This is a genomic window from Sinorhizobium numidicum, from assembly GCF_029892045.1.
GTDB classification, from domain to species: domain Bacteria; phylum Pseudomonadota; class Alphaproteobacteria; order Rhizobiales; family Rhizobiaceae; genus Sinorhizobium; species Sinorhizobium numidicum.
Genome location: NZ_CP120367.1, coordinates 198651 through 225515, shown reverse-complemented (window position 1 = coordinate 225515; position 26865 = coordinate 198651). Strand labels below are relative to the sequence as shown.

The window sequence follows — 26865 nt, the reverse complement described above, 5'->3', positions numbered from 1 at the left end:
TTTTCAAGCGCCCAACTTAGGACTGCCGGCTTCGTCTCCAGGCCCCGGGGGTGGCGCCTATCGACTGGACAAAGGCGCGAGTGAAGTGGCTTTGGTCCGCGAAGCCGCAGATGGTAGCGATCTCACTGAGAGACCTCTGCGAGAACTGCAGCAAATCAACGGCCTTTTCGATGCGTTGCTGCAACAGCCATCGATGCGGCGTCTTGCCCATCGTTTCACGAAAGGCCCGTAGAAATGTCGCCTGTGACAGATTGCAGGCCGAAGCGAGCTCCTCGACGCTCAGGTCACCATTCAACCGGCCCTGGACGAGATCCTTGATCTTTGTCTGGCAATGTGAGGAAAGTCGGCGTCCGCTCGCGGCCGTCCCGCCGCGGCCGTTGCCGTACCGCTGAACAATATGAAGCCCGATTGCGACCGAGAGCTGGTCGACAAACAAGGCGCTCCGGTCCGCGCGCCCATCCACCGTCGCAAACAAGGCGCCCAGCATGCCGCCGAGCACAGGATCTGGGTGCGCGGCAACGGGGCGTAACTCGCTGACACTTCTGAGGTCCGCCGCGTCGGCGATCCGCTCGAGTGCGTTGTGATTGATTTCGAGCAGCATGAAGTTGAAGGAACCGCTCAGGTCAGCGCGATAATCGTCGGCGAAATTCCGCAAGTAAACGGCGTTCTGCTCGAAATCATGCATAGTCGAATGATGTTCTTTGAAGATACGGCGCCTGTGTCCGCCTGCTGCGGAAAGGCCGACCAGATATCCACGCCCGGTCGCTGGCGTCGTGACCCTGCCGGGCGGCGCCGAAGCCGACCTCTTGCGATAGAAGGTCATGTCGCGACCCTCGAGCATTCGGTCGTCGTCTAGCCTGTCCATAGAACAACCAAGACTGTCGTGCGGTCTTCTGCTTGCTGCAATCGAGGAGACGTCGGTCATGGCCTTTGGGTCCTGAAAGTTGAGCTTACCTGCAGCGTAGACCGCTTCGACCGCACTAAGCATCGGCACAGGACCAAGGCAGTACGCGGGTCGCGGTTTAAAGAGACAGCCTCCAGATGGTGCTCGGAGTCGCGATGAATGGCCCCATCATCGCCGCGACCGGGATATCGTTCTTGTACGAAACTCACGTATTTTGCATGATATGAGCCAGCCGCTGGGATCAATCCCCGAGCTGATCCAAGGCCACGCTGAAGGGCTTGTTCTTTCGTCTGAACCGTGCCGGTGTCTCACCCGTCAGACTTGTGAAGACCCGTGTCATGTGGCTCTGATCGGCGAAACCGCAACTGATCGCGACCTCCGCTATCGGCAGGTCCTGCAGCAACAGTTCCTTGACCCGCGCGATCCGGTATTCGGTCAGCCATTTTGAAGGGGTGCGCCCAAAGCTTTCCTTGAAAGCCTTGTTGAAATAGCTACGCGACAGTTCGCAGCGAGAAGCCAGATCTCCAATCGAGAACGGTTTGTTGAAATGAGCAGCCAAAAATTCCGTAGCGAATCTTTCCTGCCAGGGCGCCAAGGTCCCCTTCTTATCCACGGGGAAGTGCAGCCCGCCATAGGTTTGACTGAGGTGCGCCAGCATCGCGAGATTGATCTGCTCCAGAAAAAGAGGATTGGCCTGTTCGGGGTTGTCGAGCGATGGCAGCAATGCCTGGGCGAGGCCATGCATGACCGGATCTATGCGGCCTTGGACGCAAGTGAGCGCCGTGTATTCGCTACGCCCGACCTCTTCCGCGAAGGCACGCATGCGGGAAAACGGAACATGGAAGCGGATATTGTCGAACGGCGAAAGGTGATGGCACTGCCACTGATCGCGAAGATCGGTGATCGCAAGCGACGCCTTGGCGTGTCCGCCTTCGTAGATCAATCGGCCACGTCGCCATAGCCGATGGGCATCGAAGTCACGAAGCTGAATAATGACGCCAAATGCGTCTGTGCACGGGATGGCCGATGCGACGTCCAGATCGAAACGATCGGAATACGTCCTCGTAACGATTATATCGCCGGCAGCAATTGACTTGACGATCGGGTCCGGCCCATGGCTTGCGGCGTTCAATCTTTCATGCAGGGCCATCGGCGTCGTCTCCCGATTTCTGGCTAGGCGCGATAACACCGTTTAATGGTGTGTCGGATGCTACAGTAGTTCAGGGTACGGATACAGGGCTGACACTCGTTCGCACGAAGCCGCAAGCGATTTACCCTTCCCATCATTGGAGCCAGCGCGCCCGCCAGGCTGACGGGGTGGCGCCGGTCACTCGACGGAATACCTTGGTGAAATGATCCTCGTCGGTGAAGCCGCATCGGGTGGCGATCTCTACGAGTGTCAATGCACGCTCGGCGAAGTACTGCTTGGCACGCCCAATTCGATGGCGCATGAGCCACTGTTGCGGTGTCTCGCCAGTCACGCCCTTGAAGCCTCGGATGAAATCACGGCTGGACACACCAGCCGCCGAAGCTACTGCCGCGATCGGGAAGTGATCGGCAAAATGGTCGATCATGAAGTCCTTGGCGGCCTTTTCCTGCCAGACTGAGAGGCGCGCTGTACTGGAGCCCGGCTCACCGGAAAGATCGCCATGAGCGTGAAGCAGGTGGGCACAGATGGCGATTGCGATGTGCTGCAGAACTGGAGCGTGGAAGCTCCCTTGCTTTTCAAAAAGCGGCAGAAGAGCTGCCCCAAGATTGCGCATGACATCATCGTACTCACCCCGCCGGCATCTAAGCCTGGTTGCTTTTGGGGCAGCCGAGAACTCGCCTACTTCCCGAAAGAGCTCTCGCGGCAGCTGGAAAGCGAGTGAATCGAGATTGCTGAAAAGGCGGATGCAGGCGCCAGGGGCCAGATCGACGAGACAAACGGAACCCTGCCGAAAGCGGCGAACTTCGCTCTCCGTACCATCGGGAGCAACGTCGCAATGGTGCGCATCCTTCAGATAGAGCATTAGGAAATAGGCGTCGTCCGGCGGCAAGGACACCAGGCGGCTCGCATACCCGTTCAACCGCCAGTCCAAGCGCGTCACAGAAAATCTGGCATCACGAACCGGTCGAGCCAAAAGACATGGAGTGTGCGGCAAGCCGAAATGAGCGCCCACGCCCTCTCCCCTTCCCGTCCTATGATTCATCCGCACCTCCCAATAGATGCCTGCTCTTGTGCTGCGAGAGGTCCAGTCGCGACCGGGTTCATTCCGGGCCGACAGAGGGGTATTCGCCGACGTGCAAAGAAAGACGCGTTTTCCCGACCGTGACGATCTCTACCACAGATGGGGGCCCATATAGGCGGTTGCTGTCCCATTCAAAAGGAAGGATGCCAGCTAGCCAGCTCAATTTCTTGTAATATTTGCTCGCCTTTTGCCGGATAAGACACGTTTCACGCCAAATAGGACGGGAGCCCGCCTCCGCTTTACAGCGGGCGCGTATGGGTAACGTACTTTTCGAAGAAGTCCGAGAATTTGGCAACCCGCATCGGCAGTTTCTCGTAGGGAGGATAATAGAGTGTCAGCCAGAGCTCGGGAGGCTCCCACTCGGCAAGGACTTGCTTCAGCGTGCCCCGTGCCATCGCATCGTCGACGATGAAGTGCGGCAGCAGGGCCACGCCTTCTCCGTTTTCCGCCATTCTTGCGATGAGCTCGCCATTGTTCGCGGCCAGCAATTTGCCGGCTCTTGTCTTTCGTCTTCGTCCGCCATGCGTCAGTTCCCAGCTCTCGGCGATCGCCTCCTCGTCATAGGCAATGCAGGCATGGCGATCGAGGTCGTCGGGCGTCTCAGGTGTTCCAAAAGCGGCGAGATAGCCTGGGGAGGCAACAAGGACACGCCGCACGCGACATACTTTGCGCCATATCGTTGACTTGTCGCCCGGCGGCTCCGAGACCCTCACCGCGAGATCGAAACTGTCGGAAACGATGTCGATGAACCGGTCGGTCAGGGTAAGCGAAACACTCGTCCGCGGATATTCGACCCGAAAGCCTGAGACGATGTCCGGCAGGATGTGTTGGCCGAGCGACAGCGGCGCGTTGATGCGGATCAGCCCGGCGACATCCCCATGCTGTTCGCGCAGTTCCTCCCTCGCCTGGTCGAACTGTCTAATCAGCGGCTCGATGCGCGCCGCGTAGACGGCTCCGGCCGAGGTCAGCGAAACCTGACGCGTCGTTCGCAGCAGGAGCTGAACTCCAAGGCTATCCTCCAGCGCACTGACGGCGCGGGTAACGGTCGGCGCCGTCATCGATAGCTGGCGCGCCGCCGCCGTGAAGCTGCGCTGCTGCGCCACTGCTAGGAATACGCGGATATCGCCTAGATCGCTCATGCCCTTTTATTGCAATAAATGCAACAATATTGTCAATATTATTGCTATTCATTTTCGCGACGGCCTGACCGACCTTTGCTCTCGGAAGTAACCGAACCAGAGAGAGACCACCATGCTCACACAGATCAAAGGGCTTCACCACGTCACGTCGATGGCCGCCAATGCCCAGGAGAACAGCGATTTCTTCACCAAAACACTCGGCCTGCGCCGGGTGAAGAAGACAGTCAATTTCGATGACCCGGAGGTATATCACCTCTATTACGGCGACGAGATCGGCACGCCGGGCTCGGTGATGACCTATTTCCCGTTTCCGCACATTGCCAAGGGACGCGCGGGCGCCGGCGAAGTGGGCGAGAGCTCTTTCGCCGTCGCGAAGGAGACACTCGGCTACTGGGAGGAACGACTTACCGCGCGTCACGGCCTTTCGAAGCACGAGCCCCGCGGCGAGAAGCGCCTTCGCTTCAAGGGCCCCGACGGAGATGCCTTCTCGCTGGTCGAAGTCGATGGCGATCCGCGCTCGGGTTGGGCCAGCAAAGAGATCGGCGCCGACAAGGCGATCAAGGGTTTCCACGGCGCAACTCTGCGCATTCGGGATCCGGGCGCGACCCGGGAGCTGCTAAGCTTCATGGGTTACCAGGAGGTGGACCACAAAGGCGACTGGTCGCGCTTCGCCATCATCGGCGGAAACGGCGCCGACGTCATCGATCTGGAAACAGTTCCCCAGGCCGAATTCGCCCGCCTCGGCGCTGGCTCGGTGCATCACATCGCCTTCGCCGTGGACGACCGTGCGGCCCAGGCTGAGGTCCGCAAGGCTCTGATGGACGCCGGCTATCAGGTCACGCCTGTCATAGACCGCGACTACTTTTGGGCGATCTACTTCCGCACGCCCGGCGGCGTGTTGTTCGAGATAGCAACCAACGAGCCGGGGTTTGACCGGGATGAAGACACGGGGCACCTCGGTGAAGCTCTGAAGCTTCCCAGCCGCTACGAGCCTTATCGCCACCAGATCTCATGCCGTCTCGAGCCGATCAGGGACTAACCGACTGCGGGACCGCGGCAGTTCACGTCCAGCCCGACGGAGAAGACCATCATGACGACCTCATCCTATCAGGCGCTCATAAGAGCGCCCGGACGCAACGCACCCATCGTCTTCTCCTTTCACGGCACGGGTGGAGACGAATATCAATTCGCCGAGTTGGTCGGACAAATTTTGCCCGATGCCGGGCTGATCTCGCCGCGCGGAGACATCTCGGAGTTTGGCGCGCTGCGCTTCTTTCGTCGTACGAACGAAGGCTCCTACGACATGGAGGACCTGGCAAGACGAACAGAAAAGATGTCCAGTTTCATTGCTGCCCACAAAGCAGCAAATCCCGGGCGGGCAATATACGGCCTCGGCTACTCGAACGGGGCAAACATCCTTGCGTCCGTTCTGTTCAGACATACCGGCCTTTTCGACCGAGCTGCCCTGCTGCATCCACTCATTCCATGGATCCCCGCGAATGTTGAGCAGTTGAAAGATCGATCAATTCTGGTCACCGCAGGCCAACGTGACCCGATCTGCCCGCTCCCGCTCACAGAGAGGCTGGTCGATTATTTTGTTAAACAGAAGGCTCGCGTAGAGGCATGTTACCATTCCGGCGGACATGAGATCCGACCTGAGGAATTGGAAGCATTGCACGCGTTCCTGACGTAACAGACCGCGCTTTCTGACGTCGCCGGTGCTCGCCGGAGCCGGGCCGGGCCTCGCGTTCATGTATTTTACAGCCATGCTGGTGAAGATCTGAGCAAACACGCAAACGGCCAGGGTTGGCTCTGGCCGACCGCTTACGCCAGGGTCCCTGCACGGCGAACAATTGCGCCGAGTAGAATGGCGGCTCGTCGATTGTCAATGTCCGCTTCTCAGCGAGCGTTGCCGTTAGGCAAGGGGTGGGAACTTCCGCCTCCCACGCCCGTGGGCCAACAACCATGTAGCGGTTCCCGTTGATACATTATGCGATCTTCAGACCACAGAGCGGGAACGCGGCCAGTACGACCCATTTACGCCGCCCTCTTCCCCAAGAGGAGCGCAAGTCCCTCGGTACATTGGGCAGGCCCGACGAATCGCAGGCATTAGTAGCGATGGTCTGGCGATGCGCCGGTACACACCGAAAATTAGCTCTTCTAACATCGCGTAGTCCTAATGCGAAACAGGAGAGATAAATGCGCGGCGCTGATATTCTGGTAGAAATGTTGATCGGCTATGGCGTCGAGACGATTTTCGGCGTGCCCGGCGATACCAACGTCCCACTCTACGAAGCTCTGCAGGGCCGTGAAGACAAGATCCGTCATGTGATGGCCCGCGACGAACGTTCGGCGGGGTTCATGGCCGATGCCTATGGCCGTTTCACGAACAGGCCCGGGGTTTTTGAATGCCCATCGGGGGCGGGTGCAATGTACTCTCTGCCACCAGTCGCGGAATCGAACGGTTCCTCCGTGCCCGTCATCCTGCTGACGATCGACATCCCCCTGCCCGGGGAGGGGCGCGGGGTTCTGACCGAGCTTGACTGCGCCAAGCTCTTCGAGCCCGTCACCAAGCTGTCGGTGCAGGTCAAATCGCCCGAGAAACTGCCCGAGATCATTCGCCGCGCCTTCCGTGTTGCCTGCTCGGGCAGGCCAGGTGCGGTGCATCTGCAGATCCCCGAAGACATGCTAATGGCCGAGGTCGACCCGACGCGGATTTCACTGCATGTTGAGGAGGAATGCCGCACGTTCCCCGCCTACCCCACCCTGCCTCCTCGCGGCAAGCTGCAGGAGGTTCTGGAACTCATTGCCAAAGCTGAACGCCCGCTCATCGTCGCGGGTGGTGGGGTAAACCGGGCAAGAGCCGGGGACCTGATCACGGAGCTTGCCGTGAAATACAACATACCAATGTGCACGACCATGACGGGACAGGGCGCTATCGACGACGATCACCGCCTTGCAATTGGTGTAATTGGCGACAACGGTTACCATCCCCATGCGAACTGGGCACTAGAACACTCGGATTTCGCCCTGTTCGTGGGCTCGCGCATCGGGTCGGTCGTCACTATCGGCTGGACTTTCCCCAAAATAACGCTGAACCGCCGCCTCGCGCAGATCGACATCTCGCCGGAGGTGATGGCGAACAACTACGAGAACCTGCTGTCCATCCAGGGGGACGCGCTTCTGGTGCTGACGGAATTGCTGCGGCTCGAGAGCGCCATTGATGGCTCGCGCCATGAGCCTTGGATTGAGGAACTGAATGCTTACCGGCGCGTCTTCTGGCAACACGCCGAGGACGCGTTGACAGACGAGCGACTGCCCATGCGGCCTGAGCGGGCAGTCCGAGGTTTCAACGACGCACTGAGCGCCTCTGGAAAACCGGCGTTGATTTACTCCGATGCCGGCACGCCGACCCCATATATGACGCGCTATCTGAAGATCAACGATCGCGAAACTCGCTTTGCAATCCCTCGCGCCTTCGGCGGTCTCGGCTCCGCCTTACCTGCCACAGTCGGTGCATGGCGGGCTGATCCTAGCAAGCGTCCGATCGGCCTTTTCGGTGACGGATCCTTCGGGATGACGGTAGGCGAGCTTGAGACATTGGTGCGACTGCAGGTGCCCGCAATCCTCATTCTGTTCAACAACGGCACCTTCGGGTGGATCAAGGGTCTGCATCGGTTGAAGGGGCACAACCACTGCTTCGGCGTCGATTTTCTCCCACCGCAGGGCCAAGCCATCGCCGAGGCCTATGGGCTGAAAGCCTGGACGGCAAAGACCGGACCAGAACTGGACGAGGCTCTCGGTGGGGCCTTCGCCTATGAAATGGGTCCATGTTTCATCGACATCCATGTCGAATCGATCGCCGACCGGGTCCCACCGGTTTACTCCTGGCTGACGAAACGCGGCGATGACCCGCTGGACCTTCAGCCGGCGGAACGGCTCTATCTCTGATGAAGGCCCGGCGCCGGAGGCAGAAATTGCCTCTGGCGCTGGAACTCGGCCAAAAACCAGTCGCGGAAAGCCCGCACGCCGGCCGAGCCGATGCGAGACTCGGGATAGCATAGGTAAAAGCTCTCGCCTGAGGGCTGACGCCGGCGGAACGCCGGTCGAAGCCGACCTTCCGCAATCTCTTCGCGCACATGTATTTCGGGTACCACTGCCAAACCCATTCCCCGAATCGCACATTCGATGATCATGTCCGTCGTCGGAAGGCGTGGTCCGTAGATGCGGCTGTTATAACTTACTCCGGCGCCGCGCAGCCAATGTAGCCAAAGGCTCGGCCGGGCGGAGTTCTGGATCAGCGGGCAACCGAGCAGCGCTTCGTCGTTCGGCAGGCCCTCGGCTGGAAGGAGCTCCGGCGAGCCCACAACGACCAGCTCCTCCGCGAACAGCAGATGGCTGCGCGCACCGGACCAGTTTCCCGTCCCCCTGACGAGGGCGAAGTCGAGCTCGGATGTCGCGAATTCCAGATCATGCCGGCAGGGATAGACTTCAAACCACGCTTGTGGATGGGTCGAAGAGAACGCCGTCAGTACAGCCGCTCCCCATCTTCGCATCAGAGTCGGAGGCAGCCCGATCTTTAGAATGCCTTGGGTCTTCCTGCCGCGCACAGCGTCAATGGAGGCTTCTTCCAACTTGCCGAGCAGGCGCGAAACCTCCTCATAGTAAGTCGCCCCGGACTCGGTCAGAATGAGCCGCGGACCCGAGCGCTCGAAGAGGCTAAGGCCAAGGAAACCCTCAAGATTCCTAATCTGGCGGCTAATGCCGCTCTGGGTGATACCGATGTCTTCGGCCGCGCGGGTAAAATTCAGATGCCGGACTGAAGCGTCAAAGGCATGCAGGGCTGAAAGGGACGGCAGGAAACGGCGCAAACATCAAGCCTCCAACGATGCATGATGACTTTAAGTCATGAAGAACGGAGTTTTCAATGTTTTTCCTTGGGGGGATTCAACTGCATTCTAATACAAGGAAGGATGTGAGGTTGACATGGATTACGGCGACAGCATCGATCGCAATCTGATCAGCATGTTGGAAGAGAACGCGCGGCTACCGGCAAGTGAGCTTGCGCGCAGGGTCGGTTTGGCGCGATCGAGCGTCCAGGAGCGGATTGAGCGACTGGAGCGTCGCGGGATCATTTTGGGCTATCGAGCGATCGTCGGGCGTCATCTCGTTGCCCAGAGCATCTTCGCTTACCTGTTCATCGCCACGGCACCGCGGGCGGCGCAGCGGCTTTTTGCGATCCTGCGAGAATATCCGGAAATCCTCGCCGCCGATGCGACTAGCGGCCCGGCCAACATCATGTGCCGGGTCTGTGTCAATTTCCTCGAGGACCTCGACGCACTCATCGAAGACCTCGCGAAGATGGAAGGAATTGAGAGCGTCACCTCTTCGGTGGTGCTTTCCAACAAGATCAACCGCGAAAGCGGCTTGATCAACGTCAGGGCCCAATGAAGGCCACCAACCAAAGGGGAACCACAATGAAGAGACGTGATTTTAACAAGAGTTTATTGCTCGCCGGCAGTGTTACCCTATTATCGCGGGGTACCGTGCGAGCGGCGGCCGAAGGGCCGACGCTCGAAGCCATCCGGGCGCGCGGCGCACTGCGGATCGGCGTGTTTTCAGGGACCGAACCCTACTATCACAAAGATCTGGCAACCGATGAATGGGGCGGCTTCTGCGTGTCGCTGGCGAAGGACTTCGCCGAGCATCTCGGTGTAAAGCTCGATATGGTCGAGACTACCTGGGGCAATGCGGTCATGGACCTGCAGGGCAACAAGATCGACATGATGTTCGGGCTGAGCAAGAATCCCGAGCGGGCAAGGGTCGTCGATTTTACCGGCGCGATGCTCGACAACACTTTCACCATTCTGACTCGCAGCGATCTTTCGGTCACCAAATGGGAAGAGCTGAACAAGTCCGAGGTGCGAGTGGCGGTCGACTTGGGATCCACACACGATATGTTCGCGCGGAAGAACTTGCCCGACTGCACACTTGTCGCGCTCAAGAGCGCGGATGAAGTGATCCTCGCCCTGCAGTCCGGCCGAGCCGATGCACTGATCCAGGTGGCGCTGCTTTCTGTGGTCACGTCGAAGAACCTCGGCGACAAGTTCAATCTCGTCGTGCCTCAACCGCAGTCCAGCCAACCGACAACGATCGGCGTTCGCCGCGATCCGAATGGCGAGTTTCGCGATTTCGTCGATAACTGGCTCCAAGCGCGGCGACAGGAGGGTAAGGTGAACGAGTGGATTCTCGACAGCCTTGCGCTCGTCGGAGTCGACCGGGCGAAGCTGCCGCCGACGCTGAAGTTCTAGTCGCCGGTCGCCGCGATGTCCGCCCCTGCCCGTTCACTGGGTGTCATCATGCTGGATACGGACTTTCCTCGTCCACCGGGCGATGTCGGTCATCCCGGCTCATGGGACTTCCCGGTAAAGTTCAGACGCGTCAGCGGAGCCTCGCCGGACCGGGTGATCCGTCGAGGAGGCGCTGGCCTCCTCGACGACTTCATCGCGGCCGGTGAGAGCCTCATAGCGGAAGGTTGCTGCGCCATCATCACGTCCTGCGGATTCATGGCACTGCATCAGCAGCGCTTGGCCGCTGCCCTTGGTGTTCCGGTCGCGGCTTCGAGCCTGGTCCAGCTTCCATTGATCGAATCAACCCTTGGCGCCGGACGGCGGGCCGGTGTCATTACCTATGATGGCGCCAATCTGACGCCGGAAATGCTCTCGGCCTGCGGCGCGGAACCCTCCACGCCAGTCGCCGGGGTCCCTTCCAACGGCGCTTTCCATGCCCTGATCGAAAGCGGAGCTTCCTATGACCGGGCCGGGCTCGAGGCTGAGGTCATATCCGTCGCCTGCGATCTCGTGGCACGGAATCCCTCTATCGGCGCGATCGTTCTCGAATGTACCAACATGCCGCCTTTTGCAGCCGCTATCGCGCAAGCCTGCGCCATGCCGGTCTTCGACGTCCTGACGCTTGGCCGGCTGCTCTACAGTTCAACCTGCCCCCGGCACTTTACCGGGATGGAATAAGGTCGCACCCAATGGATTATCAATGGGATTTTGCCACTCTCTGGCAATATCGTTATCTCCTTCTGGAGGGCCTAGCCTATACGGTTGGCTTCACGGTGCTTACCGTCGTTTCCGGCGTTCTCGTCGGCACGATCTTCGCGCTGGCCAGGCTGTCCGGGCTCCGCGTGGTTACCGTTCCTGTGATGGCTGTCGTCGAATTGTTTCGCTGCACCCCGGTGCTCGTCCAGCTCGTCTGGTGTTATTACGCGTTGCCCATGCTGACCGGGATCGAAATCTCGCCACCCATGGCCGCCTTCCTGACGCTGACGCTCTATGGCGCCGCGTTTTATTCCGAGATCATCCGCGGCGGGATCGTCTCGATCGACATAGGCCAGTGGGACGCCGGCCGCGCGATCGGGATGCGGCGCCGGCAATTGATGGGCAAGATCATCCTGCCGCAGGCGCTGCGTCGGATGGTTCCGCCGCTCGTCAACCAATCGGTTCTGCAGTTGAAGAATACGTCGCTCCTTTCGGTCCTGGCCGTTCCCGACCTGCTCTATCAGGGCCAGCTCGTGACGTCGGCGACCTATCGTCCGCTGGAAACCTACACTCTAATCGCCGCGATCTACCTCGCAGTCCTCTTTCCGCTGACCCGGACGGCACACTGGCTCGAGGACAGGACGAAGACATGACCTATGAGCCCCTTTCCGATTTGCCGAACCGCCGGAGCACCCTCATGGACAAGGATCTGATGATTGAAGTCGTGGGGCTGAAGAAGTCCTTCGGCCCGCTCGAAGTTTTGCGCGACATCAATCTGATCGTGCCGCGTGGCCATGTCGTCGCCCTGATCGGTCCGAGCGGCTCAGGTAAGTCGACCCTGCTGCGCAGCTTAAACCTTCTTTGCCTTCCGGATGCGGGCTACGTCGCTATTGGCGATCAGAAGATGGATTTCTCCGCCGGAAACGTCTCACTGCGTGACAGGGACCTCGCCGCATTCCGAGCGAACACGGGGATGGTGTTTCAGAACTTCAACCTGTTTCCGCATATGAACGTAGTCGAGAATGTCATGGTCGGCCCGGTGACAGTATTGAAGCAGGACAAGAAAAGCGCACGCGAACGCGCCATCGAACTTCTTGCCAAAGTGGGCCTTGCCGACCGAGCCGAAGCACACCCCGATCAGCTCTCGGGGGGTCAGAAGCAGCGGGTCGCCATCGCCCGCGCTCTTGCGATGAACCCGGACGTGATGCTTTTCGACGAGGCGACCTCCGCCCTCGATCCAGCGCTCGTGGGTGAGGTGCTGGCTGTGATACGGCAGCTCGCCGAACAGGGCATGACCATGATCCTCGTCACTCACGAAATGGCTTTCGCCCGCGACGTGGCAGACACCGTGATCTTCATGAAGGACGGTTACGTTGTCGAAGCGGGCGATGCACGCCAGGTCATCAACCATCCGCACGAAACGGCAACGCGCGAATTCCTTAGCCATTTCCACGGCAGGCTTGCCTGATCTGGATCGCAAGACAACGGATAGAACTCATGACGGGCAAGGTAATTGTTCTGGGCGCGGGGATCGTCGGCGCTTCCACCGCGCTGAGGCTGGCTGACGCAGGCTGGAATGTGACGCTCTGTGACGGCGGGCGCCCGGGCGGCGAAGGGGCCGCAAGCTATGGCAACGGAGGATGGATCAGCCCGGCGTCGATAATCCCGATGAGCGTCCCGGGGATCTGGCGCAAGTTGCCAGGCTATCTCCTCGATCGCAGCGGACCGCTGACCATCGACTGGGCCTCCATCCCACGTCTTGCGCCATGGCTTTTTCGATTTCTACTGGCCGGCGCGACCGAGGCCCGCGTCACGAGAACCGCACGTCACCTCAACAGCCTTCTACACGATGCGCCGGCGCGTCATCTGGCGCTCGCCCAACGCATCGGGCAACAGCAACTGGTCATCCAGAAGGGCTTGCTTTATGCCTATCCGGATCGGGCCGCATTCGAGGCTGAATCCCTGAGCTGGCGGCTGCGGCGGGAGAATGGCGTCGCGTTTGAGGAATGGGACGAATCCGAACTGCGGCGCCAATTGCCGGCACTTGGTCCCAATCACCGCTTTGGTGCCTATGTCACGAAAGGCGCCCACTGCATAAATACGGGCGCCTATGTCGCCGGCATAGTCGAGGCGGCGATCAAGGCAGGTGTGCGCTTCGTCCAGCGAGGTGCCTACTCGATTCTCACCACCCCGACACCCAGGGTGGTTCTCGATGGTGGCGACAGTCTTGCTGCGGATTACATCATCGTCGCCGCCGGAATCCACTCCGGACGGCTAATGCGCGGGCTCGGAATCAAGATCCCGCTGGAAAGCGAGAGAGGCTATCACGTGACGATCACCTCGGACGAGGTCCCGTTCGACATTCCGGTAATGCCTAGTACCGGGAAGATGGCAAATACACCGACGGAAATGGGACTGCGGCTTTCGGGACAGGTCGAGCTGGCGTCGGTCGACAAGGCACCGAACTGGCGGCGCGCAGAAGTTCTTCAGTCCCACGCACTGGCTAGCTATCCCTATCTGGCAAACGAGAGCCAGTCGGAGCTCAAACTCTGGATGGGCCACCGCCCCTCCACGCCCGACGGACTGCCCGTCATCGGTCCACTGAGGCAGTATCCGGGGATCGTCACCGCGTTCGGTCATGGGCATGTCGGGCTCGCATCCGGGCCGAAAACGGCCGATCTCGTGCTGCATGCACTTGATGGGCGGCAACCAGAGCGGGAAGGAGCGTTCTTGCCGGCGCGATTCGGATGCTGAGGCTGCGCGCTCGGTGCTAAGCTGGTCTATGTTCAAGCCAAGGGAACAAACCCGCGCTTTGCACTTTCCGTAGCTCGGGGAGTGGGAGGAAGTGCTGCATTTCGACGTTCACGTCGGAAAGGCTCTGATCCGGCTTTGGCACTCGGCGTCGGCTTGCGTTCGCCTGCCCCTTCCAGACTCCCGTCGGCTGCCCACTCTAGGGAGATTATCATCCGTTCGCCCAGAAGGAATTCGGAAAACCTTCACGGCAGTGGCGGTGTTAGCGTTCTGACGGCCGGGACGCGGATGAATGCAGACGATTTCCAGCCGGTCGGCGCCGATATTTTCGAAGCGGGGAATATTGGCAGGCCCGACGACGATATCGCCGGCCGAGCCGCGTGTTTTGTGATTGCCAACCGTAAACTCGGCCTCGCCTTTGCGGATCACCCACGTTTCCGCATAGGGGTGCACGTGCAGTGCCGGCCCGCGCCCGGGATCCGCATCGACGACAAAGAGCGATACTTTGCTGCCAAACTCACAGCCTCGTGCTGTCGGTTGCACTCAGTGCACACCGAAGGCCCGATCGCGACGGGAACGCTTCAGCGACTGCTGCACGAACGAGGGCACACAACGAAAACACCGGTCAGGAGTTGCCCCGCCCTGCGTGCAAGAAGTGACCACTCGCCTCCAACGGATGAACGGATTTGAATCGCCTGGCAGTGGAAAGCTATGTCACTGCCCCAATTTCGTGGCGGCGCCCATTCCCTTCAATACATTATGCGACTTTTGAAGTACAGAACATGAACGTCCCGTCGATTGATGCTCACAACTTCAGAATGGTTTCCGATGCCTTTTCCGCGATCATAATTACCGGTGAGTTCGTGTTACCGGAGACAATGGTCGGCATGATAGAGGCGTCGACGATACGCAGTCTGTCGATCCCGTGCACGCGCAACTTCGGGTCCACCACCGCCATTGGGTCATTCCCCATCTTGCAGGTGCCGACCGGGTGAAAGATGGTCGTCGCAATATCGCCGGCGCGACGGATTAGGTCGGCGTCGCTCTCGTATTCCTTGCCAGGCAGCATTTCGTGCGGACGGAAGCGGGAGATCGCCTTGGTCTCCATGAGGCTGCGGGCCTGTCGGATGGACTTTACCGCGAGCAACCGGTCGCCGGCAGTGGAGAGATAATTCGGGCGGATTTCCGGCGGCAGCGCCGAGTCGCGCGTGGTCACATGCACCGTGCCGCGGCTTTCAGGCCGAAGATTGCAGACGGAGACCGTGACGGCCGGATAGCGGTGCAAAGGCTCGCCGAGCCGGTCGGTGCTGAGCGGTTGCACGTGGTATTCGAGATCGGCCGTCGCGATGGCCGGATCGCTCTTGGCGAAGATCCCGAGCTGGCTCGGCGCCATGGAGAGCGGGCCGGATCGGCTGATGGCATATTGCAGACCCATATCGGCGCGGCTGAAGAGGTTGTGATAAAGCTGGTTCAGTGTGCGCGCGCCTTCGATCTTGAAGACGGTGCGGATCTGCAGGTGGTCCTGAAGGTTCTCGCCGACGCCCTGAAGTTCGTGATGGACGGGAACGCCGAGGGCGGACAGCAGATCCGGTCGACCGATGCCCGACAGCTCCAGGATTTTCGGCGAGTTGATTGAGCCAGCCGACAACACGACCTCGCGGGATGCGCGAGCGACGCAGAGGCGGCCGCGAAGGCGGAAACGCACGCCGGTGGCCACCTTTCCCTCTAATTCTAGCCGTGCGGTCTCGGCAGCGGTCAGGACGCGCAGATTCTCGCGCTTCATCGCCGGCCGGAGGAAGGCTTTTGTTGTGTTCCAGCGCACGCCGCCGCGCTGGTTGACCTCGAAATAGCCGGAGCCCTCGTTGTCACCGGTGTTGAAATCGTCGGTCTTCGGAATGCCTAGCTCTTCCGCCGCATCGCGGAAGGCGTCGAGGATTGGCCAGGAGAGTCGCTGGCGCTCGACGCGCCATTCCCCACCCGCGCCATGCATGGCGGATTTGCCACGGTAGTTGTCCTCCGACTTCAGAAAATAAGGCAGCACGTCGTCCCAGCCCCAGCCCGCATTGCCCGCCTGCCGCCAGCCGTCGTAGTCGGCAGCCTGGCCGCGCATGTAGATCATGCCGTTGATCGAAGAGCAGCCGCCAAGCACTTTTCCACGCGGATAGTTGAGCGCACGGCCGTTGAGGCCGGCTTCCGCAGCTGTCTTCATCATCCAGTCGGTGCGGGGATTGCCCATGCAGTAGAGATAGCCGATCGGCACATGGACCCAGTGATAGCGGTCCGTACCACCAGCTTCGAGCAGCAGAACCCGGTTCTTCGGATCGGCCGAGAGCCGGTTCGCCAGGACGCAGCCGGCCGAGCCGGCGCCGACGACGATGAAATCGTAGGTGCCTTCGTCCACCGCAGTTTCAGTTATAGGCATGGTCACGCCGCAACTCCCGCTGCCTTTTTTGCCGCCGCCGAAAGCCGCCGCCAGATCGGCGTCATGGCGTCCGTGATGTCCTTGTAGAGCGCGTAGCGCCGGTTGTAATGCGCGGCAAGCGCGCCATCCGGCCCATAGTGCCGATCGACCCGCACCATGGCATTCGCCCCTTCCATGAAATCGGCAAAGAGGCCGACGCCTGTTCCCGCGGCAATCGCGGCACCCAGCGCGCCCGTTTCCCGCGACACCGCGACGGAGACCGGCACGCGGAGCACATCGGCAAATATCTGCGGCCAGAGCCGGCTACGCGAACCGCCACCGGACAGCACCGCCTCGTCGAAGGTGGCCCCCGCCTTGCGGATCGTCTCGATATGCTGGCGGTGGCCGAAGGCGACGCCTTCGAGCAGGGCACGGATCAGATGCCCCTTGGTGTGCCAGCCGGCAATCCCATAGAAGCCTGCCCGCGCGTGGCCGTCCTGCTGGGCGCCGTAGAGATACGGGTGATAGAGCGGATCGTCCGCCGCCGGCTCGACGGCAGCCGCCAGCGCACAGCAGGCGTCGAAGGGCGAGAGGTTCTCCGTATGCTCGCCCTCGAAGAACTCTCGCACCAGCCATTCGAGATTGGCGGCCGAGGTGGCGCTGTTTTCCATCGCCATGTAGCGGGTGCGGTCGAAGGTCGAGGACATGAAGACCGGCCCGTCGAGATCGGGACCGTCGATGATGACCTGGTTTATGCTCCAGGTGCCGGCGATGATCGAGGCGCTGCCGGTGCGCGCGACGCCGGAACCGAGCGCCGAGGCGACGACGTCGAAGAGCCCGCCGATCACCGGCGTGCCCGCAGCAAGCCCGGTTTCCTGCGCCACCCTCTCCGTAACTGTGCCGGCGATGTCGGCGCTTTCGATGAGCGGCGGCAGCAGGTCCATGCAATCGGCGAGCCCATAGGCGTCCATCAGCGTCCTGTCATAGCGGCGGGCGGCGAGATCGAGCAGGCCGGCGCCGGACATGTCGGAGACCTCGCTGACGCGACGGCCGGTCAGGCGGTTGACGACGAAATCCTTGGAAAAGAACACCGTGCCGATGCGCTTGAAGACCTCCGGCCTGTGACGCTGCAGCCAGGCAAGAAGCGTCGGCGTCTGTGAGGGCCAGGGGCGCTGGCGGCCGATCGGATAGGTCCGGTCGCCCACGCCGTCCGCCGCCCATTCCTCGACGAGGCCTATCGCCCGCGTGTCGAGCGACTGGATGCCGAGCAGCGGTTCGCCGTTCCGGTCGAGCGCATAAAGTCCGTTGCCGTGGCCGGCACAGCCAATCGCGGCGATATCGGTCGCCGCGATGCCCGCCTTGTCAAGACAGGCGCGGATGACGCGTTTGGCATTGGCCCAGAGTTCGCCGAGGTCGCGCTCGACATGGCCGGGGCATGGCATGCGGCTGTGGCCCTCCTCCCCCGCATACGCCAGTTCCCGGCCCGTCCGGTCGAAAATCACCGCCTTGATGACGGTGTTGCCGGCGTCGATCCCCAAAAGATAGTCTCCCATTCGGAACCCCTCCCAAGGTTCGTTTACGCCATCACCCCTGCTGATAGAGCGCGAAGGCGTCCTCGCCGCTCGCATCCTCGTGCACGATCGCCATCAGCCCGCGCACCACGGCGCTCGGATTGGCATGCTGGTAGATGTTGCGCCCATAGACCATGCCCACTGCGCCCTGCCGCATCAAGGCGGCTGACTTGTCGAAGACGGCGCGAAGATCCTCCTTGCCGCCGCCGCGCACCAGAACCGGGCAGCGCGCCGCCTCGACGACACGGTGGAAATCCTCCGCATTGGTCGTCGGGTCGGCCTTGACGATATCGGCACCCATCTCGCGGGCAAGCCGCGTCAATGTGACGATTTTTTCCGCATCGCCATCGACCATGTAGCCGCCGCGTTCCGTCACGGGCTGCATGACGAGCGGTTCGATCATCAGCGGCATGCCGTATTTTTCGCAGTCTGCCCGCACGCGCGAAATGTTCTGCACGCATTGGCGGAAGAGACAGGGTTCGTCCGGCAGCATGAAGAGGTTGACCACCACGCAGGCGGCATCCATCTGCAATGCGCCGATCAGCGGCTCGGCCTCGTTCTGCAATACCGCCCACATGTCGCGATGGCGGATGCGGTTATAGGGATTGCCCATGTCGATGCGCATGACGAGCGCCGGCTTGTCCTTGCCGGGAATGTCCTGCAACAGATCGGCCTGGCCGTAGTTCATCTGGATCGCGTCAGGTCTGGCATCGACCAGCACCTTTACGACGGCCGGCATGTTCTCCAGCCCATCGAGGAAGGACGGCTCGTTGCAAACGCCGTGATCGATCGCCACGTCCAGGCAACGGCCGTTGCCGAACAGCCGGTTCATCCGGACCTTGCGGTTGTTTCGCATAATTCACTCCTTTGTTCGTTCCTTGCGGAAAGGCTCGCCTCCGCGACGCCGTGGCGCTCGCGCATGAGGGTGAGAAAACGGCTGCGCTCCTCGGCCTTGCGCGGCTCCGGCCATTCCTTTTCGGCTGCAAGCAGCTCGAGCGCGACCTCGGCCATGGCGAGGGAAAGCTCGCCGGTGATGGCAAGTGTCGTGCGCCGGAGAAGCAGGTCGTCCAGATGCTCGACCGCCTCCGTGTGGATGAGATACAGGAGCTCACGGGCGCTGTAGGCGGCATGGGGCAAGAGGTTGTCCGGCCCTGCGGCGGTGAAGCGGACGACGTCCTCCGCATCTGTGCCGTAGCGCTCGAAAAGCGTTGCGGCGCGATCGGGGGGAAGGCCTGTCGATTCCGACAGCGCCCGTATCCAGCCGCTGCGGTCTTTCGGAAATGCCCGTCCGCCGCCGAAAGCGCGATCGGCCGTATCAACGCGGCGGCTCTGGCCCAGCCGTTCCAGCGCCATGTCAGCGGCGAGTTCGCCGAAGGATCGGAAAGTCGTCCACTTGCCGCCGATCATGCAGAGCACCGGCGGCCCGCCATCGCGGCCTTCGAACACGGTGCAGAAATGGTCGCGCGGGATGCGGCCGGTGAAGCTATCGTTGCTGGCCGGCAGTGGTCGCACGCCGGCGAACTGAAAGACGATCTCTTCCGGTCGGATGCGCACGCCCGGCAGCACGAAGGCGAGCGATTGCAGGATATAGTCCCGCTCATCGGCCTCGCACCGCACTGCATCGGGATCGTCCACGCGGATATCCGTCGAGCCGACCAGCACCTTGCTGAGATAAGGAAAAAGGATGCAGATGCGGCCGTCCTCGTTCTCGTAGTAGATCATGTGCCCGTCGAGCATGTCGCGAAGCGCAGGATTGTCGATGATCAGATGCGAGCCCTTCGTGCCACCCGTCAGCGGAGCGGGTCGGGAGTCTGCGGGAAACAGCGTGCCGTTTGCGATATCAATCCAGCCGCCGGTGGCATTGATGACCAGCCGCGGCCGTATCGGAAACTCTTCGCCGGTTAGGTTGTCATGCAGCAGGAACTCCCCGGCGCCGGCCTGTTCGATCGTCGCGTAGTTCAGAGCGCCGGCATTTGGCGCGCCCGACAGAGCATCGCGCAACAGCTCGATGCCAATTCGTTCGGGATGACTGACCCAGGCATCGTAATAGGTAGCGGAGCTGCGGATTGCCGGATTGAGCGCAGGCCATTTTTCCAGCGTTGCTTTGCGGCCGCGGAACTGGTGCCGCGGCAGCAGCGCCCGCTTGCGCGCCAGGAAATCGTAGATACCAAGACCGGCCTTAATGGCGACGGCACCACGGCGGCTGGGGCGGCGGGTGAGGCCGAGAAAGCGCACAATGCCGTTGGCGAGACCGGAGAAGGTATTGAAAATCGGCACCGTGGTCGGCAGCGGGGCGACATAGTGGGGGGCGTTGCGCAGCAACCGATCGCGCTCGACGAGCGACTCCTGCACCAGGCTGAACTCACCATTCTCGAGATAGCGCAGACCGCCATGGACCATGCGCGAGAGGGCAGCGCTCGCGCCCGAGCAATAGTCGCCCTTCTCGGCCAGCAGCACATTCACGCCCTGCAGCGCAAGCTCGCGAAAGACGCTCAGGCCGTTGATGCCGCCTCCGAGGACGCACACGTCCACCTTCGGGCTTTGGCGGAGCCCGTCCAATGTCTCTTTGCGATTCATGATGACAGTTATCCGTCCATGTTGGCCAGCTTCGCCGAAACGGCCGTTTCGATGGCTGCCAGGTCTTCACCGGAAAGCGGCAAGGTTCCGGCTTGCGCATTGTCGATCGCCTGCGCTGGGTTGCGCGCGCCGCAGAGGGCAAAGGTCACGCCCGGCTGCTTCAACGTCCAGGCGATTACCGTCTGCGCGATGCTCGCGCCGTGCCGCTCTGCGACGGGCCGGATCGTCTCGGCGAAATCCCTGGCCTTGCGCCGGTTTGCGACGGAAAAGCGCGGATTGTCCTTGCGCTGATCGTCGCCGGAAAAGACCCGCTCCGGTCCGATCGCGCCAGAGAGCAGGCCGAGCGCCAGCGAGGAATAGCTGAGCGTCGACACGCGGTTGGCGATAGTGCGCGGCAGCAGGTCCGCCTCGATCTCGCGATCGATCATGCTGAACCGCTCCTGGATGGCATCAAGCGATCCGGTCTCGATGTACCGTTCCAGCTCCGAGCGGTTGACGTTGCTGGCGCCGATCGCGCGGATCTTGCCGGCCCGCTTCAGGTCTTCCAGCGCCGCAACCGTCTCCTCGATGGGCGTCGTCGCGTCCTGCCAGTGGGTGATGTAGAGGTCGATATGATCCGTGCCGAGTCGGCGCAGGCTTTGCTCCACCTCATGGATGATCGAGTCGCGGCCGAGATAACGATGGACCGGCTTGCTGTCCTGATCGAAGAAGTGGTTGCCTTTCCGCGTATGCCAGACGAGGCCGCATTTCGTGGCGATCACCGCCTTGTCGCGGCGGCCGGCGATCGCCTTGCCGACGATCTCTTCCGACCGGCCGAGGCCATAGGCCGGCGCCGTGTCGATGAGGGTGACGCCGGCATCGAGCGAGGCCTGAATGGCGGCAATTGATTCCGCCTCATCCGTTCCGCCCCACATCCAGCCGCCGATCGCCCACGTGCCGAGGCCGACGGCCGATGCCTTGACGCCGGAGCGTCCGATCTCGCGGGTTAACTGCTCACCGCTCATGCGGAAAATCCCTCCTCGGACGCAATTTCAAGAATACGCGCGCCGGTCGCCTCGTCGGTGACGAGCGTGTCGAGATGGTTGCCTCGCATGACGCTGAGGATCGGGCCCGCCTTGTTCGGTCCGCTCGCGACCCCGATCTTGGTCGGGATCGAGGCAAATTCCTCAAGCGTCAGCGACACCAGCGAACGGTTGAGGCTGTAGTCGCAAACCTGGCCCCGGCGGTCGAGCAGGTGGGCGAGCAGTTCGCAGGTCGCGCCGGAGCGTTCGATAGCTGCCCGGTCGGTGCTGGAAGATGGATGCAGGTCGTAGTAGCTCGAGTCGTCCGTAAGGATCGAGCCGATACCGACCACCGCCACCTTCGCCTCGCACGCCCGTTTGAAGACGTCGGCCACGGAGCGCATGTTGATCAGCATTTCCCGCTGCTCGGCATCGTCGGCGAAGAGGGGCGCGTGGATCTGGTAGGAGCGCCCCCCGAGCCGGTCGGCCATGAGGGTCGAAACATGGTTGACGTCAGTATAGTGCTTGCCCTGCACGCAGCCCGTTGCCGGAATGACTTCGACAGCAAAACGGCGCGGCGGCTGCAGGCCGGCGACGACGGCGCTCACCCCTTTGCCGCCGGTGATGCAGATTGTGTCGCCGTCGCCAATCTCCTCGATCAGTAGGCGGGCCGCCGCCTCTCCGACCGCCTGGAGCGCGATCTGCGGATTGTCGGAAACGGTCGGGACCACGACCGCACGGCTGATGCCGCCGAGCGCGAGCAAGCGTTCCTCCATGTCGACCAGCGGCTCGACCGGCGACTTGATCTTGATCTCAACGAGACCGAGCTGGCGGCCGCGCTTGATGAGGCGGTTGACGGTGGCTTGCGAGATGCCGAGCTGATCGGCGATCTGTGCCTGCGTCAAACCCTCCATATAGTGCAGGACGAGCGCCTGGTGCATCTGGCGGGCGATGACGATCTCCTCGCGCGGTGCTGTCGTCTTGGATTTCAGTTTCGCAATTGGCATGTCAGGCGGCCTTCCGCTTGTGCAGGAAATGGTCGAAGGAAACGGCAGCGAGCAGAATGCACCCCTTGATCATGTCCTGCCAATAGACGGAAACGTCGAGCAGGATCAGGGAGCTGGTGACGACAGAGAGAAGCGCGATGCCGAGGATGGCGCCGAGGATCGTGCCCGAACCGCCGTTGAGGGAGGCCCCTCCGATCACCGCCGCAGCGATGATGTTGAGTTCCATGCCAACGCCGAAGGTGGGGGTCGCCGCACCGAAGCGGGACATGTAGATGATGCCTGCGGCACCGGCGAGCGTCGAGCAGAGCACCGTCACCCAGAATTTGACCAGATTCGTCTTGATGCCGGAATAGAGCGCCGCCTTCTCGTTGCTGCCGGTGTAGAAAACCTTGCGGAAAGCGGTTGCGCGGCGCAGCAGGAAATCGAAGAGGATGACGACAGCGACGAAGATCAGGATGACATAGGGAACGCCGTAAAACGTGCCCTGCCCCACCGCCTTGAAGCCCGCCGGCAGCGTGAAGAGCGAAAGCGGCGTGCCCTTTGTGATGATCAGGCAAAGACCGCGCACGATCACCATGGCGGCGAGCGACGTGATGAAGTGGTTGAGACCCACGACCGTCACGAAGAAGCCCATGACGCCGCCGATCGCGCTGCTCGCAACGATGCCGACGAGCGAGGCCATCCAAGGGTCGAGGCCGGCGAGGAAGAGCGTGCCCGAGAGCACCATCGCAAAGCAGACGACGGAGCCGACCGCGAGATCGATGCCACCGACGATCAGCAGGATCGTCATGCCCACGACGACGATGCCTTCAACGGAAAAACTCATCAGCATGGCGCGGAAATTGCCGAGTGTCAGGAAGTGCGGCGAGGCAAAGCTCATAACCACGCAGAGTGCGAGGATGATCACGATCAGCCCCGCCTCGCGCATCCTGCCGATGCGTTTCCAGGACGATGTCTTCGGCGCGCCTGCCACCATCGTATCGATTGCCATTCCCGTCCCTCCCACTTGCTCGTCACGCGGCATGGCTCGCCGCCCTTGCCGTTCCCACCCCCGAGGCGAGGCGGATCACAGCCTCCTCCGCCATCTCGGCAGCGCCGAGCTCACCGGCGATGCGCCCCTCCCGGACGACGAGCACGCGATCCGCGAGCCCGAGCAGCTCCGGCATTTCCGAAGAGATGACGATGATGCCGATCCCCGAGCGGGCAAGCTCGCGCAGCAGGCGGTGAATCTCCGCCTTCGCGCCGACATCGATGCCGCGTGTCGGCTCGTCCATCAGGATGACCTTCGGCTTCACCGCGAGCTGCTTGGCAATCGCCACCTTCTGCTGGTTACCGCCGGAGAGCGATTTTACGGGTGCCTCGATACCGCCCATGCGCACCGCAAGACGCCGGGCGAAATCCTCGGCAAGCGCAGCCTCCGCACGTGCGTTCATGAGGCCAGCGGAATTGGTCAGCGACTTCAGATCCAGCACGGAAATGTTCTGCGCGATCGACATCTCCAGAAAGATGCCAGCGCCCTTTCGGTCCTCCGACAGATAAACGACCCCGGCCTTCACCGCATCGGAATAGGAATTGATCTTCTGCGTCTTGCCGCGAAGGCGTACCGCACCGGCCGTGCGCGCTCGAAGCCCGCAGATACCCTCAGCGATTTCCGTGCGGCCGGATCCGATCAGGCCGCCGATGCCAAGAATCTCGCCCTTGCGCAGCGCGAAGCTGACGCCATGGAAACGCTCGCCGTCACCGATGTTGTCCACCTCGAAGACCGGCTCGCCAAACGCGTCACCCGGTCCGAGCTTTTCCGGGTAGAGCTGCGTGATCTCGCGCCCCACCATGCGGCGTACCACATCATCCGGCGTGATGTCGGCAATGCGATCGGTACAGACGTAACGGCCGTCGCGGAACACGGTGACCCGGTCGCAGAGGGTGAAGATCTCGGCCATGCGATGACTGATATAGATGATTGATATGCCGTTCGCCTTGAGGTCGCGGATAATCGAAAAGAGCTGCTGCGCCTCGCTTTCGGTCAGCGCCGCGGTCGGCTCGTCCAGGATCAGCACCCGGCAGTCGAGCGTCAAGGCCTTGGCGATCTCGACGAGCTGCTGGCTGGAAATCGGCAGGTCCGCAACCTTGCGGCCGACGTCGATTGCGCCCAGCCGGTTCATTACCGCCTGCGCGTCGCGTTCGAGCGCGCGGTAGTTCATGAAGGGGGCACGGCGGCGGTTGGTCGCCGCCATGAACATGTTTTCGGCAACCGTCACATCCGGACAGAGCGCGATTTCCTGATGCACGAGCCCAATGCCGAGCGATTGGGCGACGGCTGGTGAGGATATCCGCACGACCTTCCCGTCCATGCGGATCTCGCCCTCGGTCGGCTGCAGTACGCCGGCGATGATGTTCATCAGCGTCGACTTTCCGGCGCCGTTCTCGCCGCAGAGGGCATGGATCTCACCCCGTTCGAGCCTGAAATCGACATCCGTCAGCGCCTTCACCGGACCGAAGTGCTTGGTCACGCCATGAATGGTCAGCACAGGCTCTGCCATCGTGTTCCTCCCCTCCCTGTGGCCATCCGCGCCATGAGGCGCGGATGTCGCAAATCCGGAGCTTACTCCTCGATGCCCTTCGTGCCGCGACGCTTCAGGTATTTGTCCCAATAGAAGTCGTCGGCATTTTCCGCCGTCACGATGGAGAGGCCGTTGTCGACGACCGGGATGCTCATTGGATTGAAGCCGGAGCGCTTGGCGTCGTTCATCGGATCGATCAGTTCCGGATGCTTGGCGAGCCATAGCAACATGAAGCCCATATAGCCCTGCATGCCCTGGTTCGGGTTGATCGAACCGAAGACCTCGCCAGCCTTGATCATGTCGAGGATATTGGCGTTGACATCCGCGCACATGACGAGGACCTTGCCGCCGCTTTCCTTGTTGGCTTGGGCGGCGCCGATCGCCGAATTCGCTTCCGGCATGAAGACGGCGCCGAGGTTTGGATTGGCCTGGATGATGCTGTTGAGGCCCTGATAGGCCTTGGTCGGATCCTGGTTGGAGGCAGCGCGGCCGACCAGCTTCATGTCCGGCCACTTCTCCTCCATGCGGCCGATGAAGGCCGCGATGCGCTTGTCGTGGTTGTCCTGGCCCGGATTTTCCAGAACCGCGTACTCGCCCTTGCCTCCCATCTTCTCGGCGATTGCGTCGGCGGCATAGATGCCTTCGCGGGTGTTGTCCGAGGTGATGAAGGACACGCGCTTGGAGAGCGGCGAGTCGGCCGCGAAGGTCACGACCGCCGTGCCCTGGTCGATCGCGCGGTTGATCGGCTCGATGAAGGGGTCGGAGTTCATCGGATGGACGAGAATGCCGGCCGGATTTTGCGCCAGTGCCTGGTCGAAGGTGGCGATCTGTTTGTTGACGTCATATTCCGGCGTGCCCGTATATGCCGTCTCGCAGCCGAACTGCTGACCGGCCTGCTTGAACATTTCATAGACCGGGAACCAGTATTCGACGCCGGAGACCATGACGTTCATGACGTATTTTTCGCCCGGCTTGCAGCGGAACGGGTTCTCCGTCTCGGCGGCCGCGGAACCGGCAAAAAGTGTTGCCGCAAGGACCGCCATCGCGGTCGTGCTCAGAAAAGTGCGCAAGTGTCCTCCTCGAGGCCGAAGCCCCTCCCAAAAAGCCCGAGGGCGTCGAACCGACGCCGATGATCTCAGTGAAGACCGGATTTCCTCCTCGAAGTCCGGTATGGGCAGCTAAACGCATAGCGCACTGCGTGTCAATATAATTCATGGTATGAATTATAATTCACGGCTGCAATCGCACTGGGAAGCAGGATTGATGCTTTGACCGAAGCTGTGCTGTCGAGCCAACGTTTGCTGTGATGCGAAGGGCCGGATGCGAGGAAAGCGACCGTGGCGTTCGCGCTTCAGTTCCGCTCCACGAAGAATCACCGAAGGTAGGGCGAGCGTCGCGTTTTGGACGAGGCATAGCGGAGTCGACTGCGTCATCTTCAGAGATCTGAGAGATGTCGAAGAATTGTGCTGCGCGATGGGACGGCGACCAGGAGGGGTTTTGATCCGGCAGTTCCGGTCAATACAGCATTAGGGAGCAAAGACCGTGGTTTTGCTACCTAAATGCCGGCTCAATACACTATGCGATCCGTTTTGGACATTAGGCGATCCCTCCTGGAACGTCTCCCTAGGTTCGCGCCCAAGGCCCGCGTAGGGAGGGCTCCTCTCGAGATGTTTGCG

The 26865-nt window shown here is 61.4% G+C and carries 23 protein-coding genes and 1 pseudogene; 9 read left to right on the top strand and 15 right to left on the bottom strand.

Features of this window, described 5'->3' with window-relative positions:
* Nucleotides 1-16: 16 nt before the first annotated feature.
* From PYH37_RS01085 to PYH37_RS01070, 4 genes are all read right to left on the bottom strand, one after another.
* Nucleotides 17-925: a helix-turn-helix domain-containing protein gene (locus tag PYH37_RS01085; protein ID WP_280731625.1), complete on the bottom strand. Its 909-nt coding sequence runs from the start codon at nucleotides 923-925 to the stop codon at nucleotides 17-19.
* Between the two features lie 220 nt (nucleotides 926-1145).
* Entirely contained in the window at nucleotides 1146-2054 is a 909-nt protein-coding gene (locus PYH37_RS01080) for a helix-turn-helix domain-containing protein (RefSeq protein WP_280731624.1), read from the bottom strand.
* Between the two features lie 133 nt (nucleotides 2055-2187).
* A complete protein-coding gene (locus PYH37_RS01075; RefSeq protein WP_342394630.1) occupies nucleotides 2188-3096 on the bottom strand; it encodes a helix-turn-helix domain-containing protein in 909 nt (302 codons plus the stop codon).
* A 278-nt stretch (nucleotides 3097-3374) separates the two neighbouring features.
* On the bottom strand, nucleotides 3375-4274 hold the full coding sequence (locus PYH37_RS01070) for a LysR family transcriptional regulator (protein ID WP_280731622.1): 900 nt from the start codon (nucleotides 4272-4274) through the stop codon (nucleotides 3375-3377).
* A gap of 112 nt (nucleotides 4275-4386) precedes the next feature.
* Between PYH37_RS01070 and PYH37_RS01065 the strand changes: the two genes are divergently transcribed.
* From PYH37_RS01065 to PYH37_RS01055, 3 genes are all read left to right on the top strand, one after another.
* Nucleotides 4387-5313, top strand: a complete 927-nt coding sequence (locus PYH37_RS01065) for a ring-cleaving dioxygenase (RefSeq protein WP_280731621.1) — start codon at nucleotides 4387-4389, stop codon at nucleotides 5311-5313.
* Nucleotides 5314-5364: 51 nt separating this feature from the next.
* A complete protein-coding gene (locus PYH37_RS01060; protein ID WP_280731620.1) occupies nucleotides 5365-5967 on the top strand; it encodes an alpha/beta hydrolase in 603 nt (200 codons plus the stop codon).
* A gap of 506 nt (nucleotides 5968-6473) precedes the next feature.
* A complete protein-coding gene (locus PYH37_RS01055) occupies nucleotides 6474-8225 on the top strand; it encodes a thiamine pyrophosphate-binding protein (protein ID WP_280731619.1) in 1752 nt (583 codons plus the stop codon).
* Here PYH37_RS01055 and PYH37_RS01050 read toward each other — a convergent pair.
* Nucleotides 8216-9145 carry a LysR substrate-binding domain-containing protein gene (locus tag PYH37_RS01050; RefSeq protein ID WP_280731618.1) on the bottom strand — a complete coding sequence of 310 codons (930 nt, stop codon included), beginning with the start codon at nucleotides 9143-9145 and terminating at the stop codon, nucleotides 8216-8218. The two genes, PYH37_RS01055 and PYH37_RS01050, sit on opposite strands and share 10 nt — an antisense overlap.
* 115 nt (nucleotides 9146-9260) lie before the next feature.
* Here PYH37_RS01050 and PYH37_RS01045 point away from each other — a divergent pair, with 115 nt between their 5' ends.
* From PYH37_RS01045 to PYH37_RS01020, 6 genes are read left to right on the top strand one after another with little or no spacing between them, the layout of a single operon-like run.
* Nucleotides 9261-9725, top strand: coding sequence for an Lrp/AsnC family transcriptional regulator (locus PYH37_RS01045; protein WP_280731617.1), 465 nt, complete (start codon nucleotides 9261-9263; stop codon nucleotides 9723-9725).
* Nucleotides 9726-9751: 26 nt separating this feature from the next.
* A complete protein-coding gene (locus tag PYH37_RS01040) occupies nucleotides 9752-10585 on the top strand; it encodes a transporter substrate-binding domain-containing protein (protein WP_280731616.1) in 834 nt (277 codons plus the stop codon).
* Between the two features lie 15 nt (nucleotides 10586-10600).
* Nucleotides 10601-11302 carry an aspartate/glutamate racemase family protein gene (locus tag PYH37_RS01035; protein WP_280736682.1) on the top strand — a complete coding sequence of 234 codons (702 nt, stop codon included), beginning with the start codon at nucleotides 10601-10603 and terminating at the stop codon, nucleotides 11300-11302.
* Between the two features lie 11 nt (nucleotides 11303-11313).
* Nucleotides 11314-11973 (top strand): amino acid ABC transporter permease, encoded by a 660-nt coding sequence (locus PYH37_RS01030; RefSeq protein WP_280731614.1) that lies wholly within the window; start codon nucleotides 11314-11316, stop codon nucleotides 11971-11973.
* Between the two features lie 44 nt (nucleotides 11974-12017).
* On the top strand, nucleotides 12018-12788 hold the full coding sequence (locus PYH37_RS01025) for an amino acid ABC transporter ATP-binding protein (RefSeq protein ID WP_280732490.1): 771 nt from the start codon (nucleotides 12018-12020) through the stop codon (nucleotides 12786-12788).
* A 29-nt stretch (nucleotides 12789-12817) separates the two neighbouring features.
* Entirely contained in the window at nucleotides 12818-14074 is a 1257-nt protein-coding gene (locus PYH37_RS01020) for an NAD(P)/FAD-dependent oxidoreductase (RefSeq protein WP_280731613.1), read from the top strand.
* Between the two features lie 285 nt (nucleotides 14075-14359).
* Here the strand turns inward: PYH37_RS01020 and PYH37_RS01015 are convergent.
* The 10 genes and pseudogenes from PYH37_RS01015 to PYH37_RS00970 all read right to left on the bottom strand — a co-directional run.
* Nucleotides 14360-14578 (bottom strand): annotated as a pseudogene (locus PYH37_RS01015) (cupin domain-containing protein); the annotation flags it as partial.
* Nucleotides 14579-14876: 298 nt separating this feature from the next.
* Nucleotides 14877-16493 (bottom strand): GMC family oxidoreductase, encoded by a 1617-nt coding sequence (locus tag PYH37_RS01010; protein WP_280732489.1) that lies wholly within the window; start codon nucleotides 16491-16493, stop codon nucleotides 14877-14879.
* Nucleotides 16494-16495: 2 nt separating this feature from the next.
* Nucleotides 16496-18025 (bottom strand): FGGY-family carbohydrate kinase, encoded by a 1530-nt coding sequence (locus PYH37_RS01005; RefSeq protein WP_280731612.1) that lies wholly within the window; start codon nucleotides 18023-18025, stop codon nucleotides 16496-16498.
* 31 nt (nucleotides 18026-18056) lie between these two features.
* Nucleotides 18057-18899, bottom strand: a complete 843-nt coding sequence (locus tag PYH37_RS01000) for a class I fructose-bisphosphate aldolase (protein ID WP_280731611.1) — start codon at nucleotides 18897-18899, stop codon at nucleotides 18057-18059.
* Entirely contained in the window at nucleotides 18872-20620 is a 1749-nt protein-coding gene (locus tag PYH37_RS00995; protein ID WP_280731610.1) for a glycerol-3-phosphate dehydrogenase/oxidase, read from the bottom strand. Before PYH37_RS00995 ends, PYH37_RS01000 begins: the two co-directional genes overlap by 28 nt.
* A gap of 8 nt (nucleotides 20621-20628) precedes the next feature.
* The gene (locus tag PYH37_RS00990; RefSeq protein WP_280731609.1) at nucleotides 20629-21624 is read right to left on the bottom strand and encodes an aldo/keto reductase; all 996 of its coding nucleotides are present in this window, start codon (nucleotides 21622-21624) and stop codon (nucleotides 20629-20631) included.
* Nucleotides 21621-22628 carry a sugar-binding transcriptional regulator gene (locus PYH37_RS00985; RefSeq protein WP_280731608.1) on the bottom strand — a complete coding sequence of 336 codons (1008 nt, stop codon included), beginning with the start codon at nucleotides 22626-22628 and terminating at the stop codon, nucleotides 21621-21623. The genes PYH37_RS00990 and PYH37_RS00985 overlap by 4 nt, the downstream gene beginning before the upstream one ends.
* 1 nt (nucleotide 22629) lies before the next feature.
* Nucleotides 22630-23619: an ABC transporter permease gene (locus tag PYH37_RS00980; protein ID WP_280731607.1), complete on the bottom strand. Its 990-nt coding sequence runs from the start codon at nucleotides 23617-23619 to the stop codon at nucleotides 22630-22632.
* A 22-nt stretch (nucleotides 23620-23641) separates the two neighbouring features.
* Nucleotides 23642-25168, bottom strand: coding sequence for a sugar ABC transporter ATP-binding protein (locus PYH37_RS00975; protein WP_280731606.1), 1527 nt, complete (start codon nucleotides 25166-25168; stop codon nucleotides 23642-23644).
* Between the two features lie 62 nt (nucleotides 25169-25230).
* Complete coding sequence (locus tag PYH37_RS00970; RefSeq protein WP_280731605.1) at nucleotides 25231-26259, bottom strand: substrate-binding domain-containing protein; 1029 nt, start codon at nucleotides 26257-26259, stop codon at nucleotides 25231-25233.
* Nucleotides 26260-26865: the final 606 nt, after the last annotated feature.

What these genes read in the sequence shown, in the direction of transcription:
- PYH37_RS01085 (WP_280731625.1), bottom strand. Translation starts at nt 925, where the DNA reads ATGACCGACGTCTCCTCGATTGCAGCAAGCAGAAGACCGCACGACAGT.
- PYH37_RS01055 (WP_280731619.1), top strand. Translation starts at nt 6,474, where the DNA reads ATGCGCGGCGCTGATATTCTGGTAGAAATGTTGATCGGCTATGGCGTC.
- PYH37_RS01035 (WP_280736682.1), top strand. Translation starts at nt 10,601, where the DNA reads ATGTCCGCCCCTGCCCGTTCACTGGGTGTCATCATGCTGGATACGGAC.
- PYH37_RS01010 (WP_280732489.1), bottom strand. Translation starts at nt 16,493, where the DNA reads ATGCCTATAACTGAAACTGCGGTGGACGAAGGCACCTACGATTTCATC.
- PYH37_RS00980 (WP_280731607.1), bottom strand. Translation starts at nt 23,619, where the DNA reads ATGGCAATCGATACGATGGTGGCAGGCGCGCCGAAGACATCGTCCTGG.
- PYH37_RS01025 (WP_280732490.1), top strand. Translation starts at nt 12,018, where the DNA reads ATGGACAAGGATCTGATGATTGAAGTCGTGGGGCTGAAGAAGTCCTTC.
- PYH37_RS01075 (WP_342394630.1), bottom strand. Translation starts at nt 3,096, where the DNA reads ATGAATCATAGGACGGGAAGGGGAGAGGGCGTGGGCGCTCATTTCGGC.
- PYH37_RS01080 (WP_280731624.1), bottom strand. Translation starts at nt 2,054, where the DNA reads ATGGCCCTGCATGAAAGATTGAACGCCGCAAGCCATGGGCCGGACCCG.
- PYH37_RS01060 (WP_280731620.1), top strand. Translation starts at nt 5,365, where the DNA reads ATGACGACCTCATCCTATCAGGCGCTCATAAGAGCGCCCGGACGCAAC.
- PYH37_RS01020 (WP_280731613.1), top strand. Translation starts at nt 12,818, where the DNA reads ATGACGGGCAAGGTAATTGTTCTGGGCGCGGGGATCGTCGGCGCTTCC.
- PYH37_RS01000 (WP_280731611.1), bottom strand. Translation starts at nt 18,899, where the DNA reads ATGCGAAACAACCGCAAGGTCCGGATGAACCGGCTGTTCGGCAACGGC.
- PYH37_RS00990 (WP_280731609.1), bottom strand. Translation starts at nt 21,624, where the DNA reads ATGAGCGGTGAGCAGTTAACCCGCGAGATCGGACGCTCCGGCGTCAAG.
- PYH37_RS00975 (WP_280731606.1), bottom strand. Translation starts at nt 25,168, where the DNA reads ATGGCAGAGCCTGTGCTGACCATTCATGGCGTGACCAAGCACTTCGGT.
- PYH37_RS01065 (WP_280731621.1), top strand. Translation starts at nt 4,387, where the DNA reads ATGCTCACACAGATCAAAGGGCTTCACCACGTCACGTCGATGGCCGCC.
- PYH37_RS01005 (WP_280731612.1), bottom strand. Translation starts at nt 18,025, where the DNA reads ATGGGAGACTATCTTTTGGGGATCGACGCCGGCAACACCGTCATCAAG.
- PYH37_RS00995 (WP_280731610.1), bottom strand. Translation starts at nt 20,620, where the DNA reads ATGAATCGCAAAGAGACATTGGACGGGCTCCGCCAAAGCCCGAAGGTG.
- PYH37_RS01040 (WP_280731616.1), top strand. Translation starts at nt 9,752, where the DNA reads ATGAAGAGACGTGATTTTAACAAGAGTTTATTGCTCGCCGGCAGTGTT.
- PYH37_RS01045 (WP_280731617.1), top strand. Translation starts at nt 9,261, where the DNA reads ATGGATTACGGCGACAGCATCGATCGCAATCTGATCAGCATGTTGGAA.
- PYH37_RS01030 (WP_280731614.1), top strand. Translation starts at nt 11,314, where the DNA reads ATGGATTATCAATGGGATTTTGCCACTCTCTGGCAATATCGTTATCTC.
- PYH37_RS00985 (WP_280731608.1), bottom strand. Translation starts at nt 22,628, where the DNA reads ATGCCAATTGCGAAACTGAAATCCAAGACGACAGCACCGCGCGAGGAG.
- PYH37_RS01070 (WP_280731622.1), bottom strand. Translation starts at nt 4,274, where the DNA reads ATGAGCGATCTAGGCGATATCCGCGTATTCCTAGCAGTGGCGCAGCAG.